The organism is Pseudoalteromonas sp. ATL1, from assembly GCF_058933015.1.
The window spans coordinates 2,401,513-2,416,626 of the sequence record NZ_JBZYXL010000001.1 but is presented as its reverse complement, the minus strand read 5'-3'; the positions used below and the strand labels follow the sequence as shown (position 1 = coordinate 2,416,626).

The 15,114-nt window shown below is 42.6% G+C and carries 15 protein-coding genes; 9 read left to right on the top strand and 6 right to left on the bottom strand.

Going from position 1 to position 15,114, the window contains the following annotated elements; all coding sequences use genetic code 11:
* Positions 1-199 precede the first annotated feature (199 nt).
* Positions 200-1,063 (top strand): TIGR02285 family protein, encoded by an 864-nt coding sequence (locus AC5FX4_RS10920; protein ID WP_493606417.1) that lies wholly within the window; start codon positions 200-202, stop codon positions 1,061-1,063.
* Here the strand turns inward: AC5FX4_RS10920 and ccoG are convergent.
* The 3 genes from ccoG to AC5FX4_RS10905 form a co-directional block, all read right to left on the bottom strand.
* Positions 1,060-2,442: a cytochrome c oxidase accessory protein CcoG gene (ccoG, locus tag AC5FX4_RS10915; RefSeq protein WP_493606416.1), complete on the bottom strand. Its 1,383-nt coding sequence runs from the start codon at positions 2,440-2,442 to the stop codon at positions 1,060-1,062. The two genes, AC5FX4_RS10920 and ccoG, sit on opposite strands and share 4 nt — an antisense overlap.
* 145 nt (positions 2,443-2,587) lie before the next feature.
* Positions 2,588-4,015, bottom strand: coding sequence for a sigma-54 interaction domain-containing protein (locus tag AC5FX4_RS10910; protein WP_493606415.1), 1,428 nt, complete (start codon positions 4,013-4,015; stop codon positions 2,588-2,590).
* A 72-nt stretch (positions 4,016-4,087) separates the two neighbouring features.
* Positions 4,088-5,047 carry a GlxA family transcriptional regulator gene (locus AC5FX4_RS10905; protein WP_493607810.1) on the bottom strand — a complete coding sequence of 320 codons (960 nt, stop codon included), beginning with the start codon at positions 5,045-5,047 and terminating at the stop codon, positions 4,088-4,090.
* Positions 5,048-5,144: 97 nt separating this feature from the next.
* Here AC5FX4_RS10905 and AC5FX4_RS10900 point away from each other — a divergent pair, with 97 nt between their 5' ends.
* Both AC5FX4_RS10900 and rsmF read left to right on the top strand, forming a co-directional pair.
* The gene (locus tag AC5FX4_RS10900) at positions 5,145-5,558 is read left to right on the top strand and encodes an MAPEG family protein (protein WP_493606414.1); all 414 of its coding nucleotides are present in this window, start codon (positions 5,145-5,147) and stop codon (positions 5,556-5,558) included.
* A gap of 75 nt (positions 5,559-5,633) precedes the next feature.
* Positions 5,634-7,073 (top strand): 16S rRNA (cytosine(1407)-C(5))-methyltransferase RsmF, encoded by a 1,440-nt coding sequence (gene rsmF, locus AC5FX4_RS10895; protein ID WP_493606413.1) that lies wholly within the window; start codon positions 5,634-5,636, stop codon positions 7,071-7,073.
* A gap of 264 nt (positions 7,074-7,337) precedes the next feature.
* Here rsmF and AC5FX4_RS10890 read toward each other — a convergent pair whose 3' ends face one another.
* Genes AC5FX4_RS10890 through AC5FX4_RS10880 form a run of 3 tightly spaced genes read right to left on the bottom strand, consistent with a single transcriptional unit; the run spans position 7,338 to position 10,783 of the window.
* A complete protein-coding gene (locus AC5FX4_RS10890; protein ID WP_493606412.1) occupies positions 7,338-8,840 on the bottom strand; it encodes an aldehyde dehydrogenase (NADP(+)) in 1,503 nt (500 codons plus the stop codon).
* A 25-nt stretch (positions 8,841-8,865) separates the two neighbouring features.
* Positions 8,866-9,867 carry a 4-hydroxyproline epimerase gene (locus AC5FX4_RS10885; RefSeq protein ID WP_493606411.1) on the bottom strand — a complete coding sequence of 334 codons (1,002 nt, stop codon included), beginning with the start codon at positions 9,865-9,867 and terminating at the stop codon, positions 8,866-8,868.
* Positions 9,868-9,871: 4 nt separating this feature from the next.
* Positions 9,872-10,783 (bottom strand): dihydrodipicolinate synthase family protein, encoded by a 912-nt coding sequence (locus tag AC5FX4_RS10880; protein WP_493606410.1) that lies wholly within the window; start codon positions 10,781-10,783, stop codon positions 9,872-9,874.
* 252 nt (positions 10,784-11,035) lie between these two features.
* On the opposite strand from AC5FX4_RS10880, the gene AC5FX4_RS10875 reads away from it, so the two are divergent.
* From AC5FX4_RS10875 to AC5FX4_RS10850, 6 genes are all read left to right on the top strand, one after another.
* Positions 11,036-12,280: an NAD(P)/FAD-dependent oxidoreductase gene (locus AC5FX4_RS10875; protein WP_493606409.1), complete on the top strand. Its 1,245-nt coding sequence runs from the start codon at positions 11,036-11,038 to the stop codon at positions 12,278-12,280.
* Positions 12,281-12,288: 8 nt separating this feature from the next.
* Positions 12,289-13,509, top strand: coding sequence for a M24 family metallopeptidase (locus AC5FX4_RS10870; RefSeq protein ID WP_493606408.1), 1,221 nt, complete (start codon positions 12,289-12,291; stop codon positions 13,507-13,509).
* A gap of 89 nt (positions 13,510-13,598) precedes the next feature.
* Positions 13,599-13,799, top strand: coding sequence for a ParD-like family protein (locus AC5FX4_RS10865; RefSeq protein WP_493606407.1), 201 nt, complete (start codon positions 13,599-13,601; stop codon positions 13,797-13,799).
* A complete protein-coding gene (gene map, locus AC5FX4_RS10860) occupies positions 13,792-14,577 on the top strand; it encodes a type I methionyl aminopeptidase (protein ID WP_493606406.1) in 786 nt (261 codons plus the stop codon). Before AC5FX4_RS10865 ends, map begins: the two co-directional genes overlap by 8 nt.
* Before the next feature lie 65 nt (positions 14,578-14,642).
* Positions 14,643-14,798 carry a hypothetical protein gene (locus AC5FX4_RS10855; RefSeq protein ID WP_493606405.1) on the top strand — a complete coding sequence of 52 codons (156 nt, stop codon included), beginning with the start codon at positions 14,643-14,645 and terminating at the stop codon, positions 14,796-14,798.
* Between the two features lie 38 nt (positions 14,799-14,836).
* On the top strand, positions 14,837-15,061 hold the full coding sequence (locus AC5FX4_RS10850) for a hypothetical protein (protein WP_493606404.1): 225 nt from the start codon (positions 14,837-14,839) through the stop codon (positions 15,059-15,061).
* Positions 15,062-15,114 lie beyond the last annotated feature (53 nt).

Here is a 15,114-nt window from a genome sequence, read left to right as displayed (position 1 = left end):
TACAGCACTTGTAAGCTCTAAAATAAGTTCATATCCATTGATTTATAGAGCCATGTTTTATCGTACTTATTCAGGGTGGTCATTAAAATTTAGCAGTTCACCGTACTTTGTAAATACAATCAACACAATTATTTTACACTAATGCAAATTCATGTTTAATAGTATTTGCTAAACTCAAAGTATTACGAGCAGGTGGGATATGCAGATGAGAAAAATTTGGATCCCTACAATGCTTTTGTGGGCTTCTATTTTACAAGCTAAGTCAATAACTTGGATTTACGTTGATTTCTCACCGTATTATATCTTAGATGGTATTCAAAAAGGCATGGGCCGCGATGAAAGCGTTGTACAAATGCTTGCTCAGGCAATGCCAGAGTACAAATTTAACCATATCGTTTTTCCTGCCAGTCGCGCAATAAAAGAACTATCCGATCCTTCCAACACTTATTGCATGGTATCGCTTTACAAAACGGTTGATAGGCAAAAACACATCGCATACACCAACGAAGTGTCAACCATTGGACTATCCCCATCGATGGCCATCAGGAAATCTTCGCTACAAACTTTGAATCTAGAACCTGGTCAACAGGCATCGTTAAAAGAGTTATTACAAAAGCACAAACTCACGCTTGGCATCTCATACCAACGCTCATTCGGCAGTGAAATTGACGACATCATCAAAAATACCGATGAAGACCAAATTGTGATTCGGCCAGGCAAAGACCCACTGGTTGGCCTGACCGGTATGCTGATCAAAAAGCGCATTGATATCGCGCTAGGTTACCCAAGTGAACACTTTCATTTACAACAAATACTTGACCATAATTATGAGCTTTCGCAGCTAACCATCAAAGAAACAAACAACTTTGCACACGGATATATTGGTTGTACTAAACGAGACGAGAGTAACGAACTACTGAACGACTTAGATGTGGCATTAAAAAAAATTAAAACATCGAGAAAGTTTAACGACACTATGCTGTATTGGTTGCCAACTGAGCTCCAGCCAACTCTGACCAGCAAACTCTTGCGGCAACCAATTGATACGCCCCCTGAGAGTTAATTTTTGTAAAAGTAACTTTCTTTCTCTAACATGATACTCGCGTCTTCAACTGCACTGACGGTGAAGGTAATTTTCTGTGCTTTTGACTTGATGTCATATCCATCAGCACTCACCGTCACAGATACCAATTCCATATCTCCAGGGCCAATTTCTATCTGTTCTGGTACCGATAATGTTGCCCCCTCGATACCTTGCAGCGCAATGTGATAGTGCATCACTTGCTGAGTTTTATTAATAATATTAAGTGTATAAGGATTCTCAACAATCCCTTCATAGTTAACACGATACAACGCATTTCTATCTCGAATGATCGAGACTTCAAGCGGTGTACGCCCTAACAACCATACAACCATTGTTGCTACTACCAACGCCGTTAAAGTCGCATAGCCGACCAACTTTAACCTGAATGGGTTAGTGGTTTTGCCCGCAAGTTGATTCTCACTCTTGTAACTGATCAGGCCTTTTTGATAACCAAACTTATCCATTGTTTCATCACATGCATCGATGCACAATCCACAGTTAATACACTCATATTGCAAGCCGTTTCGTATATCAATGCCTGCCGGACAGACATCCACACACAAGTTACAATCTACGCAATCGCCAAGCCCTAACTTCGTAGGGTCGTCTTTGCGCTTTCTTTTACCTCGGCTTTCTCCTCTGACGTCATCATAACTGACAAGTAAAGTGTCTTTATCAAACATCACAGATTGAAACCTTGAATACGGACACGCCACCGTGCACATTTTCTCTCTTAAGAACCCTGCATTTCCGTAGGTGCACAGCGCAAAAAGAAATACCCAAAACGACACAAGGCCAGACCACTCAAAATAGATCATATTTGTATAGAGTTCTTTTGCTGGGATGAAGTAACTCATAAAAGACGTGGCAGTTAGGACCGATAGAACCAGCCAAATACTGTGCTTAGTGAATTTGTTAGTGGCTTTTTTTAAACTCCATGGGGCTTTATCTTGTTTAATACGCTGATTTCGAGAGCCTTCAACTCTGTGTTCAACCCAAGTAAACATGAGCATCCAAACCGTTTGAGGGCACATAAACCCGCACCACACTCGACCTAGCCAATTAGTCACAAAAAACAATGCAAAGGCACCTGCCATAAACAGCCAAGCCAGTATCATAAAATCTTGCGGTAAAAACGTCAGTCCAAAAATGCGAAAATGCTGATGTGCAACGTCGAGTAAAATCGCCTGCTGACCGTCGTAGCTGATCCAAGGTAAACCAACAAACGTTAGCATCAATAACCAACTTAAAGAGCGACGAATTTTCTGAAAATAACCTTTTTGTTCACGAATATAAATCGGACCTTCGTGCTTGTAAGGCTTAATGATGAGATCTTCTTCTTTAATATCAAACTTCATAACAAATCTACTTGCTTATGTAATGGACACAAGTACATTTGCAACTTTCAGACCAAACTGAAAGTTTGCATATCTTTTTGAATTTATTGAATTTAAATTTTAGCCACAAAACAACGTCGTGATATATCACGTTTTACGCTATTTTTCACGATCGATTGATTCCTAGCTTTTTCATTTTTGAACGTAACGTGCTTTCATTCAGCCCGAGCTTATCTGCAGCGCCCTGCTCGCCAGCTACACGCCAATGACATAATTCCAGTATCGTTAGAATGTGCTTACGCTGCGCTTCATCAAGAGACAAATCATCCATTTCTTTTGCCGTAATACCGGGCTGTGCGCCGGCATTGAGTGGTTGAGACAGTTGAATTAAACGCGCGTTACTTAAAATCGCTTCGCGCTCTAGGACATTTTGTAATTCACGAATATTACCGGGCCAATCATAGCGCTGCAGTTTATTGAGAGCAGATTTCGATACGCCTTGAAAGCGCTTACCTAAACGCTTATTGAGCTGTGCAATGATATTGGCACTGAGTAACGGAATGTCCTCTTTGCGCTCTCTTAACGCAGGCACTCTAAGAGGAAACACGTTCAACCTGTAGTACAAGTCCATGCGAAATGTCCCTTGCTCTACCATTTGCCACAAATTGCGATTTGTCGCCGTGATCAAACGAATATCAACAGACAGGGTCTTACTACCACCGACTCGTTCAAACTCTTTTTCTTGTAACACCCTGAGTAGTTTACTTTGCGCTTCAAGCGACAATTCACCAATTTCATCTAAAAACAATGTCCCCTTGTTCGCTAGCTCAAAGCGGCCCTTGCGCAATTCATTGGCACCAGTAAAGGCGCCTTTTTCATGCCCAAATAACTCAGACTCCAATAAACTTGGGGTAAATGCCGCGCAGTTTACCTTCACAAAAGGCAAAGTTTTGCGCTCGCTGAGTCTGTGCAAGTTACGCGCAACCAGCTCTTTACCCGTGCCATTCTCGCCTAAAATCAAAACAGTACTGCTGGTTTGGCTAACAAGTTCAATTTGCGCAAGCATCGTTTTAAAGATATGGCTACTGCCCACCAAGCCGGAATCCTGCCAATCTTCGTTCAACTCTGAAAGTAAGTAAGCGTTTTCATCTTTGAGTTGTTCACTCAATGTTTGCACTTGCTCCAAGGCATTACGCAGCGCCGTTTCTGTTTCTTGTTGCTTTGAAATATCACGAAATATCGCGACTGCACCAATGAGCATTCCATCTCGATAAACGGGTGTAGACGTATATTCAACGGGAAAACAAGTGCCATCTCTGCGCCAAAATACTTCATCTTTTACATGCCGATGTTTGCCGTCAAACATAGTGCAATAAATTTGGCACTGATCGGCTGGGTAAGGCGTACCATCCGCATGACTATGATGGTGATATTGGTGGATTTTCTTGCCTAATAATTCTTCGGCGCGCCATCCTGTCATACGCTCCGCAGCTGGATTAATAAAAACAGCATTACCAGACAGGTCAAACCCATAGATCCCTTCTCCGACTGCATTCAACAATAACTCAGTATCACCTAAAAATTCTTTTACCATGCTAACCAACACCGCCTCGTGAAATATCACGAGCAGCGTAGCACAGTTTAGCAATCACGTCGCTTTTCAATTTTAGTTTGCTTGTCGATAGTCAGATAAACTTTTTCCATACTGTGCTTTAAACACTTTATTGAGCGAACTTAAGTCTTGATAACCTACCTGCCACAATATTTCATCAATGCTCAAACGGGTTGTTCTGAGCAACTGTTTCGCTCTTTCTAATCTTGCGAGCCTCACATAGCTGGATGGTGATAAGCCAACCTGCTTTTGAAAACGTCGGATTAAAGTTCGCTCGCTTGCGCTCAATTTATTGGCCAAGGCTGGTAAAGTTAAATCTGCGGATAAGTTTTCTTTGATGTAATTTTGTAATGCTAACAGTTTGCTATCTTTGTGCAGCTCAAATGCGCCAATACGCATGTAAGGCTGTTGGCTCTGTAGCATTTCAGGTAATGCCAACCAAGAGCGCACATCTTCCGCAATTTGAGCACCGCAGCTTTGTTCTACAAAGTGCAGCATCATTGAAAAATAACACTGTGCAGCGCCTGAAGTAAGCACATTTCCCTGCTGTAAAAACACTTTTTCTTGGCTCACTTTAAGTGCAGGAAAATAACGCTGATAGAAGGATTTTAACCACCAGCTGCTTGTGACGTGCACACCATCTAAGAACCCACTGGTCGCCAAATAGCTCACCGAGGTGCAGGTTGCTATAACGTATTCTGCTTGGCGCGCAATTGCATTGATATGCTCGCTATGCCGAGTCAAATTTTGACATGCTTTCCAAAGTAGATGTGGGCCTTGAAATTGTGAGCCAACCCAAAGCATCACGTCCGTTTCTCGCAGCTGCTCAAGTGTTAAATCACAGTTGATGGTTAATCCCTGACTGGTTCTCACCTGTAATTGTTCAATACCCACCAATTGCCATGAAAACAAATTTCGCTGTGCGACAATATTGGTCACATTGAGTATATCGATGATCCCGGTCAATCCACTCGCAAGCGCATTGTCTGGGCAAATAATCGCCACATTTAACATTGTCACTTTTAACCTTTTTTATGTCATTAATGCCAATTTAGCTTTTCTACTTACTTTCGTAAAGTACCTATAATTAATCAACAAAAGGTATGTTCTGATGTGGATCCACTATCCAATTTTTTTCTTAGTCGCACTGATGTGCTTTTTATGGTTGCTAACCGCGAGTTTACGCATCGGCGCAATACGGCGTAAACAAGTTTCAGCCGCCGATATTCAGTTTGTTAAAAAGAAAAACCTGCCGCTTACCACCACCCTAGCAGGCAATAGTTACGACAATCAATTTCAGCAGTCGACACTTTTTATTGTGTTACTTTGCCTTTTAAATCAACAGCAAATTGATGGACACTTTTGGTATGTAGTGAGTACCTTTTTTGTTGTCGCGCGCTACTGGCATTGCTTTGAGCATGTAGTAGGTAGAAACCTATTGTTACGAACAATCGCCTTTGCGCTAGCAACAAGCTGCTTTTTCATCGCTTGGTTTGCATTCTTATACAACAATTTGTTTGTATAACCACAACCTCCTCTTTTAGCGCTTGTTCGGCGATGATAAAATGGCGTTTTGCACAATTGAAGCTAGGCGCCACTTTTGAATTCTTCGACTTATATTCCAGATGCTTTTTTAGACGACGTAAAAAGCTATATACCCAGCAACTTGTCAATCGACGATTTCATTAAAGCATGCCAAAGTCCGCTTAGACGTTCGGTTCGAGTCAACACCTTAAAAATGTCGGTTGCAGACTTTGTAGATTACTGTGAGAAGCACGACTGGAAAATCGATGCCGTACCTTGGTGCGACACAGGCTTTTGGCTTAGCCGCCCTGAACAAGAAGAACAAAATCTACCTATTGGCAACACCGAGTTGCACCTAAGTGGCTGTATCTACGTGCAAGAAGCCAGCTCAATGCTCCCCCCCATGGCACTTAAAGAAGCACTTGAAGAAAGTCAGTTTGTGCTCGACATGGCAGCCGCTCCCGGTTCAAAAACATCGCAGCTGGCAGCCATTATGAATAATGAAGGTGTATTGGTCGCAAATGAATTATCTTCGTCCCGAGTCAAAGTATTAGCCGCAAATATGAAGCGCATGGGAGTAGGCAACTGTGCTTTGTCGCATTTTGATGGCGTCATATTCGGCGATTATATGTTTGAATGCTTTGATAGTATTTTGCTCGATGCGCCTTGCTCAGGAGAAGGTACAGTTAGAAAGGATGCCGACGCCTTAAAGAACTGGTCAATTGAGTCGAATATCGACATCGCACAAGTACAAAAAAACCTGATAAAAAGCGCCTTTTACGCCCTCAAACCCGGTGGTACTTTGGTTTACTCAACCTGTACTTTAACGCCATTGGAAAACCAAGACGTCTGCTCATATCTGCTTGAACATTTTCCAGAGCAAATTGAGATAGAGCCGTTAGATTCATTATTTAAAGGCGCAGACAAAGCGACCACAGAACAAGGCTATTTACATGTTTGGCCACAAATATACGATAGCGAAGGCTTTTTTATTGCCCGCTTTAAAAAGCTTGGTTCCGTTGATAATGCCAACCAAAAAATCAAAAAAGGCGCTTTCCCATTTGTGCCAGCGGATAAGAAGCTTACACAGAGTTTTCAAAGCTATATCAAAAAGCAATTCGCGATAAAACAATTTCCCGGCACACTAATGAGCCGCGATAAGGAGTTGTGGTTATTTCCTGAACATTTCGAGCTTATCCAAGACAAGATTAAATACGCTCGCCTTGGTATTCAAGTCGGAACAACGCATAAAAATGGGGTGCGCTTAGAGCATGAACTGGCTACCTCACTTGGCTCACTCGCCGAGCAAAATACATTTGAAATGACGCAACAACAAGCCATAGATTACTTTCAAGGTAAAGACATACGTCTTGCACAAGCATCAACAAATATAGGTGAAGTAATTTTAACTTTATGTGGTGCACCTGTTGGTTTAGGAAAGTGGCAAAAGTCTAAAATTAAAAACAGTTTACCGAGAGATTTAGTGAGCAACAGCCAGTTGATAACTTGGGAATAACTTGAATATATCTTGGATATATCTTTTGTGTTTTTTTAGATTAATTTGTCATATGAGGCATAAACAACTGTTTTTAAATAACTTTAAAAATATTTCAGATGTTTGTAATTTTTATGAATAGTTAACTACACTTAAGTTTACTTTCTACTTCTCCCTAATGTATAGAAGGTGTTTTTAAGTAACGCATTGGCTCTCTAGAGCCATCCCCTAAACCCAGAGCATCCCTTTGCTCTGGGTCTTTTTTTGCTTAACATTTATCAACAATTAGTTACTTCTTTGACGACAAATTGGTCTTAAAAATCGCAACATTGCATTCAGCCCTACAGACGTACTTCTTACATCCGTACTTGAAGGGAATGGCCCGCCATGATTCATAGAAGCGCAAACTTCAACGCCAGTCGGCATTTGGTTTTCAATTAAACGACCTACTTTATATTGCAGTGCTTCGATTGTTTCAGCGTTGCTGGCGAAATCGCTTTGCGTGCCATGTATAGAGGCTGTTAACTGCCCTTCTAAACCATCAACCAACTGCTTTAGTTGCTCATCGTTGTCATACTTAACCATCATGACTGAAGGACCAAAGACCTCTTCGTGCAACGATGTGTTATTAAGGTATGTTTGTGCATCAGTAGTAAACAAATGTGCATTTGCATGAAAGTCTTCTTGTAACTGACCTTGAACTAACAGCGTCACCCCGTCTGTCGACTTTAACCTTTCAACACTTTGTTTGAACCCACTAACAATGTTAGGAGACAGCAAAGTATCAGAAGTGCTTTGTGATAGTTGCCTGATTGCTTCTTCAACCAATTGACTTGCACTGCTAGGTACAAACCACAAACCTGGGCTTGTACAAAATTGGCCATTGCCCATTAATACAGATTGACACAATGCTTGAGCTAACTCTTTGCCTTGTTCCACTCCTTTTTGAGTGAATACAACCTGCGGGTTGACGCTGCCCAATTCACCGTAAAATGGGATCGATTCTTTTCTGGTTGCGATCGTTTCCATTAGTTTTTGCGCAACACCAAAACTCCCTGTGAAACCAACCGCTTTCACATCATCAGCAGCAACTAATTGGTGAGAGATCCCATAGCCTTTCGCCTGGATCATCGAAAACACCCCTTTAGGCATACCTGTTTTTGCAATTGCTCTATCAATGGCATGCGTCATTAATTCACTGGTCGCCGGGTGAGCTGTGTGACTTTTCATAACCACTGGACAACCCGCTGCTAATGCCGCCGCAGTATCACCACCCAAAGTGGAAAATGCATAAGGGAAGTTTGAAGCACCAAATACGGCAACAACACCCACTGGTAAGTGACTTAAACGAGTATATGGCTTTGCTAAAGGTGCTCGGCCTGGATCTGCCATGTCTTCAATATCAAGATCCAATAAGCCATTTTTGCACTGCTCTAAATTTTGTGCGAATGCACGTAATTGAGTGACTGTACGTCCGCGCTCACCTTGTAAGCGCGCAAGTGGTAGATTCGTTTCTTGATGTGTTACTTCAAACAGTTGCTCACCGAGTGCTTCAATTTCATCTGCAATGGCGTATAAAAACGTAGCGCGCTCTGCTGGGCTAGTTTGACGGAATTGTACAAACGCCAACTGAGCCGCATTCACTGCTTGCTCTAACATCTGCGCTGTCGCTTCATAAATAGGGGTGATCAAAGGCTGATTCAATTTCGGTGAAAAGCCAAAAAACGGCTCTGCGCCCTCGGCGATACACCACTGCCCTGCGATGTAACTTGCTCCGCTGATCTCCATAACTTACTCCTGTTGTATATATTTATTAAATAACCTGAAATCCAAATGCGTACGGATCATCGTCATCTACGGTAATATTGCTTGTACCAGTGACTCTTGACCAACCACGAATGCTGGGCAATATAGCAGCTTTGCCCGCAATCTCTGTGATACCTTCAACACACCCAACAAACTGACTACCTATGTAGCTTTCGTGTACAAACTCTTCGCCAACTTTAAGCAGCCCTTTTGCGAACAATTGCGCCATTCTAGCGCTGGTGCCTGTGCCACATGGTGAACGATCGATTGCTTTGTCGCCGTAAAAAACGGCATTCGCTGCGCTGGAGTTTTGTTGTTTAGGTTGTCCTGTCCAAAGGACGTGAGAGGCCCCTTTGACCGTTGCATCGAGTGGATGCACACACTCAAGTTGTTTATTTATGATCTGTCGTACGATTGGGCTGTATTTGAGAATCTCACTGGCATTCCAGTTTTCAATACCTGGAAAGTTTTCCTGAGGCTCAACGATGATATAAAAGTTACCGCCATAGGAAATATCCACCGTTAATTGCCCAAGCTCGGGCACATCGACCGTGATATTTTCATGGGCCAGAAACGCAGGAACATTAAACAGTTTAACCCACTCGACTTTGCCATTACGCATCAAGTAATTCACATCAACACGCCCAGCTGGTGTATCAAGTTTTAATTGGCCTTGTTCATTAGGCTGGATCAAACCGTGCTCAAGTGCAAATGTGATGGTACCAATAGTGCCATGACCGCACATGGGTAAACATCCAGAAGTTTCAACAAACAGAATACTCGCGTCACCGTCTGCCGTCGTTGGTGGGTATATGAATGAACCTGACATCATGTCATGACCTCTAGGTTCAAACATGAGCGCCTGTCTGATCCAGTCATATTCAGCCATAAAGTGCTGTCGCTTTTCACTCATTGTGTCACCCCGTAAATTGGGGTGACCACTGGTGATTAAGCGCACAGGGTTACCACAAGTGTGGCCATCAATACATGAAAATGTCCCTTTGCGCATAAGCTTAACCCAAATTAAATTTAGTTAAGTCAACACGGTTACTCATTGCTTCATCGTACAAACGCGCCACCATTGCTTTTTGCTCTTCAGGAAGACTTAAGCGTGGTGCACGAGTTACTTCTGAGCCTCGGCCCGCTAATTGCTCAGCATACTTAATACACTGTACAAGCGTAGGAATTGTGTCTAAACGCAGTAATGGTAAGAACCAACGCCAGATCTCTTTGGCTTCTTCATAACGTCCTTGGCGTGCCAATTCATAAATTGCCACAGACTCTTTTGGAAATACGTTAGTCAGACCTGAGATCCAACCGGTTGCACCCAACATCAAACTTTCTAGGGCAATATCATCTACACCTCCAAAGATAGTGAAACGATCACCAAATGCGCTTTGCAGCTCAGTGATCCGGCGTGTATCTTCTGTGGCTTCTTTAACTGCCACAATATTTTCCTCATTCGCCAGTACCTTCATACCTTCGATAGATACATCAACGCCATAGGTGATTGGATTGTTATAAATCATAACAGGCAAAGACATACTGCGCGCTACTTGCTGATAATGATAAATTGCCTCTCGTTCCGTTGAGCGGTAGACCATCCCTGGAAGTACCATCAATCCATCGATACCAATTTCTTCCGCATCCTGACAAAATTCGATAGCAAACTGCGTGGTTGTCTCAGCTACACCCGTTAATAATGGTACGCGGCCAGCAACGATGTCTTTCGCAGCTTTAAGTACTTCGCGCTTTTCATGCACTCTTAAAGAGCAATTTTCGCCCACAGTACCTAAAACAATAATGCCATGAACACCTTCTTTAATAAGCGCATCAATCATGCCCTTTGTTGCTTCAAAATTAATGCTGCCATCGTCATTAAATTGGGTTGTTACTGCTGGGTAAACCCCTTGCCAATCGATCATCTTATTTTTCCTCATTGGTTTTTGTATTTACCATCTTAGGTATATTGTATACAATAATCAATATCCGAGTGATAATTTTATTTTATAATTATTAACAAATGATGAAATCTATAGCTTAAATTCATGATAAAAAATAAAATTTTGAAGCGAGCTTTGTGCTAAATAATTATTAAATAATCGGTTATGGCTAAAATACAATCTAACAAAAATGCGCAAAAACTCGTTTGAACGACTTCTACAAGAGGAAACTGCATGTATAAAAATAAGCAAAAAATTGCCGTGATTGGCGCGGGTGTTATTGGCATATGTACTGCCAAAAAACTGCGCGATTTAGGGTTTGAAGTGACCTTGTTTGACGAAAATGGCGTTGCCGAACGTTGTTCAAAAGGCAATGCAGGGCATTTTGCGACTGAACAGGTATTTCCTCTCGCATGTGCATCTTTATTGCCAAAGCTACCCACTATGCTGCTCAACCCAAATAGTGCGCTGCGCATTGACTGGCGTTATTTACCCAAAATTTTTCCATGGTTTTTTCGATTTGTTTGCAACATGCGTAGCAGCGCATTTAAGGATCATACCAAAGCACTCAGAGCGTTAAATGAAGCGGCTCTGCCTGCTTTTGAGGAGTTATTAAATGAAGCAGATAGAGATACACTAATCACTAAAAATGGTTCTCTTTTAACCTTCGAGACTACGAAAGAACATGATATAGCTGCAACCTATCGCGCCTTTAAAGATCAGGGCGTTGCCGTGCAATGGCTTAAGGGCGATGCACTATTCGAACTTGAACCTAGACTAAGCAAATCAATAAAAAACGCGCTGCTGTTTAATGAGGTTGGGCATACAGCTAACCCACATAAATTGTGCCTACATATTTTTAATCAATTTATGCACAATGAAGGCGCTTTCATTAAAAAAGCGGTGAAAGACATCACCCCTTTTGAACAGAGTATCGAACTCCTTACTTCAGATAATCACAGATATGAATTCGACAAAATCGTGATTTGTACGGGCGCTTGGAGTAAACCCCTAGCAGCGAAACTGGGTTACAACGTGCCCTTGGATACCGAGCGTGGTTATCACGCGATGCTCGATGAACACGACGTTCTATCGCGTCCGGTTGCATCGGCCGAAAGACAGTTTATCATCACTCCCATGCAACAAGGTTTACGCTTAGCGGGTACTGTCGAGTTTGCAGGTCTCGATGCGCCAGAACGCACACAGCGTGCGACCATGCTCGTTAAACATGCCAAGCATCTAATTAATAATTTAAAAACACGAACGGTTAGTGATACTTGGATGGGTTGTCGCCCTTCACTTCCTGACTCACTGCCAGTTATTAGCCAAGCCCCGAATAATAGCAATGTGCTATTTGCATTTGGCCACCAGCATTTAGGTCTAACTCAATCGGCAATTACCGCCAAATTGATAGGCCAACTGTGTCAAGATGAACGCCCTTCTCTTGATTTAACCCCTTACAGAATAGACAGATTTTAGGAGCACGTATGACAACACTCGGCATTGGTACACAATCACAACAACAAGCCCTCAATGCACTTAGTGATATGACACAGGGGGTCGTCGCCATTCAGCCAGCAGAATATATGCAACGCATTGAAAAAGCACAAGCGTATATGCAGCAGCACAACATTGATGCCATCTATCTCAACGCTGGCACCAACTTAAAGTATTTTACCGGTATGCAATGGTACGCAAGCGAACGTATGGTCGGTGCAATCTTACCGGCGTCTGGTCAGCTTGAATTTATTGCGCCGACCTTTGAAATTGGCTCACTGCTTGATTATCAAATCATCGAGGGTCCAATTAATGATTGGCAAGAACACCAAAACCCTTATGCTCTATTCGCCAGCGTATTGAAAAAAATGGGGATCGGTGAGCAAGCGACCATTGGTATTGACGAAAGTACTGCTTTTTTTGTCGTCGATGGTATTGCAAAAGCAGCGCTCAGTTTAAAACTTATTAATGCCAAAGAAGTCACTGCACATTGCAGGATGCATAAATCAAGCAACGAGCTTGCACTGATCCAGCGCGCTATGGACATGACGCTTGCAGTGCATAAAGCCACCGCAAGCATATTGCATGAAGGGATAACAACAACCGAAGTTGAAGCTTTCATCAACCAAGCTCATAAAAAAGTTGGTGCGCCGGGTAACTACTTCTGTATTGTGCTATTTGGCAAAGCTAGCTCTTTCCCGCATGGTGTAAAAGAACCACAAGTACTTAAAAAAGGCGATGTAGTGTTAGTAGACACAGGTTGTAAGCTCGAAGGTTACTTATCTGACATTACCCGTACCTATGTATTTGGTGAGGCAAACGAACGACAACGTACGATGTGGCAACATGAGAAAAATGCACAGCTTGCCGCTTTTGAGGCTGCGGAAATTGGCAAACCATGTGGGGTTGTTGATGCTGCTGCTCGTGGTTATCTTGCCTCTGTTGGCCTTGGTCCTGATTATGACCTCCCGGGTTGCCCACACCGCACAGGTCACGGCATTGGTTTAGATATTCACGAATGGCCCTATTTGGTTAAAGACAATCCACAGCCACTTGCGACGGGTATGTGCTTTAGCAATGAACCTATGCTGGTTGTGCCTGATGAATTTGGTATTCGTTTAGAAGATCACTTTTATATGACGGATAACGGGCCTAAGTGGTTTACACAACCAAGCCACAGCATTGATGACCCTTTTGGACTGGCTGATTAACTTCGCAGCAGCTGAGGTTAAATAAGGCTATTGCTTTTCAACACCCAAAATATACAATGTATATACAAATCATATATAGGATGTATATTTTGGGTATTGTTAAAATCTCCGATGACTTGCACGAAGAGTTACGTACAACGTCACAAGTCATGTCTCGCTCCATTAATTCTCAAGCAGAATTTTGGATAAAAATGGGCCGCTTGGCCGAGTTAAACCCAGATAAAACCTTTACGCAGCTGATCCAAGCTGAGTTAACCCAACACTTGCAACAGAGCAAGCCCAATGAATGATGTGACTATCAAAACTCCCGAACAAATTGAGCTAATGCGCGAGTCTGGCCGTTTACTTGCGCAAGTATTTGTAATGCTTGATACGCTTGTAAAGCCCGGTGTTTCGACCATGGCAGTGAATGACGCCGTGGAAGCCTACATCACTGATGAGCTAAATGCCCGCCCTGCCTCTAAAGGGCAATATGGTTATCAGTATGTGCTCAATAGCTCGATTAATGAGGTTGTTTGCCATGGCATGCCGAATGAGCAACACATACTAAGTGAAACAGACATAGTTAACTTTGATATTACGCTTGAAAAAAACGGGTTTATTGCGGACTCAAGTAAAATGTATGTGATGCCAAATGCCACAGAAGAAGCTAAAAAGTTGGTGCAAACAACACAAGATGCCATGTGGCAAGCAATCAAACTTGTCAAACCAGGCACTCGACTCGGTGACATTGGCCATATCATTGCAAAACTCGCGCACCAACAAGGTTACAGCGTAGTCAAAGAATACTGTGGTCATGGTATTGGGGAACAAATGCATGAAGCCCCTAATGTACTGCACTATGGAAAACCGAACACAGGTTTGAAGTTGCAGGCAGGCATGACTTTTACCATTGAGCCTATGATCAACCAAGGTACCGCCAAAATTAAAACCAAAAAAGATGGTTGGACGGTGGTCACTAAGGATAAAAAACTGTCTGCACAAACTGAGCATACTATTTTGGTTACACACACGGGTTTTGAAGTGCTTACGCTACACCCAGAAGAAGCATATTTGCTTACAAATTAAGATATTGTATTCCCATACGCCATGCTAATGTACCAGGGTTAACGATTAACTCATTGAGGTATTTCATGAACCCTTGGTTATTGTGTGCAGCAATTGGCACGGGCATGGCTGCAATTATGCATTTGTACTGTATCTATTGGGGCCCAGACGGTTATCGTTTTTTTGGCGCTGGTGAGCAGTTCGCACAGCTTGCGGAACGAGGTAGTTCTACCCCACCCTGATAACATTGGCGATCACGGCAGTATTGTCGTGTTGGGCAGTGATGGCGTTTTATGGTGCTAAAGCGATTTCAATTGTGCCCATGACTCGATATTTGTTGCTTGCTGTTACCTGTGTGTTTTTACTGCGTGGAACCGTAGGTTTTACCTTTATTTTTAACCCACAAGGTCGTAGTGAATTGTTTTGGCTAATTAGTTCGCTCATCTGTTTGGCGCTTGGGCTGTGCTATGCCATAGGCCTCAAGCAACAGTGGCAAAATTTATAGTATAAAAAAGCCCAGCTTATCAGCTGGGCTTTGTTCGAACATACAATGCAATT

Excerpts from the sequence above, each read along its gene's own strand:
- AC5FX4_RS10920 (WP_493606417.1), top strand. The coding sequence starts at position 200 with ATGCAGATGAGAAAAATTTGGATCCCTACAATGCTTTTGTGGGCTTCT.
- ccoG (WP_493606416.1), bottom strand. The coding sequence starts at position 2,442 with ATGAAGTTTGATATTAAAGAAGAAGATCTCATCATTAAGCCTTACAAG.
- AC5FX4_RS10910 (WP_493606415.1), bottom strand. The coding sequence starts at position 4,015 with ATGGTAAAAGAATTTTTAGGTGATACTGAGTTATTGTTGAATGCAGTC.
- AC5FX4_RS10905 (WP_493607810.1), bottom strand. The coding sequence starts at position 5,047 with ATGTTAAATGTGGCGATTATTTGCCCAGACAATGCGCTTGCGAGTGGA.
- AC5FX4_RS10900 (WP_493606414.1), top strand. The coding sequence starts at position 5,145 with ATGTGGATCCACTATCCAATTTTTTTCTTAGTCGCACTGATGTGCTTT.
- AC5FX4_RS10890 (WP_493606412.1), bottom strand. The coding sequence starts at position 8,840 with ATGGAGATCAGCGGAGCAAGTTACATCGCAGGGCAGTGGTGTATCGCC.
- AC5FX4_RS10885 (WP_493606411.1), bottom strand. The coding sequence starts at position 9,867 with ATGCGCAAAGGGACATTTTCATGTATTGATGGCCACACTTGTGGTAAC.
- AC5FX4_RS10880 (WP_493606410.1), bottom strand. The coding sequence starts at position 10,783 with ATGATCGATTGGCAAGGGGTTTACCCAGCAGTAACAACCCAATTTAAT.
- AC5FX4_RS10875 (WP_493606409.1), top strand. The coding sequence starts at position 11,036 with ATGTATAAAAATAAGCAAAAAATTGCCGTGATTGGCGCGGGTGTTATT.
- AC5FX4_RS10870 (WP_493606408.1), top strand. The coding sequence starts at position 12,289 with ATGACAACACTCGGCATTGGTACACAATCACAACAACAAGCCCTCAAT.
- map (WP_493606406.1), top strand. The coding sequence starts at position 13,792 with ATGAATGATGTGACTATCAAAACTCCCGAACAAATTGAGCTAATGCGC.
- AC5FX4_RS10855 (WP_493606405.1), top strand. The coding sequence starts at position 14,643 with ATGAACCCTTGGTTATTGTGTGCAGCAATTGGCACGGGCATGGCTGCA.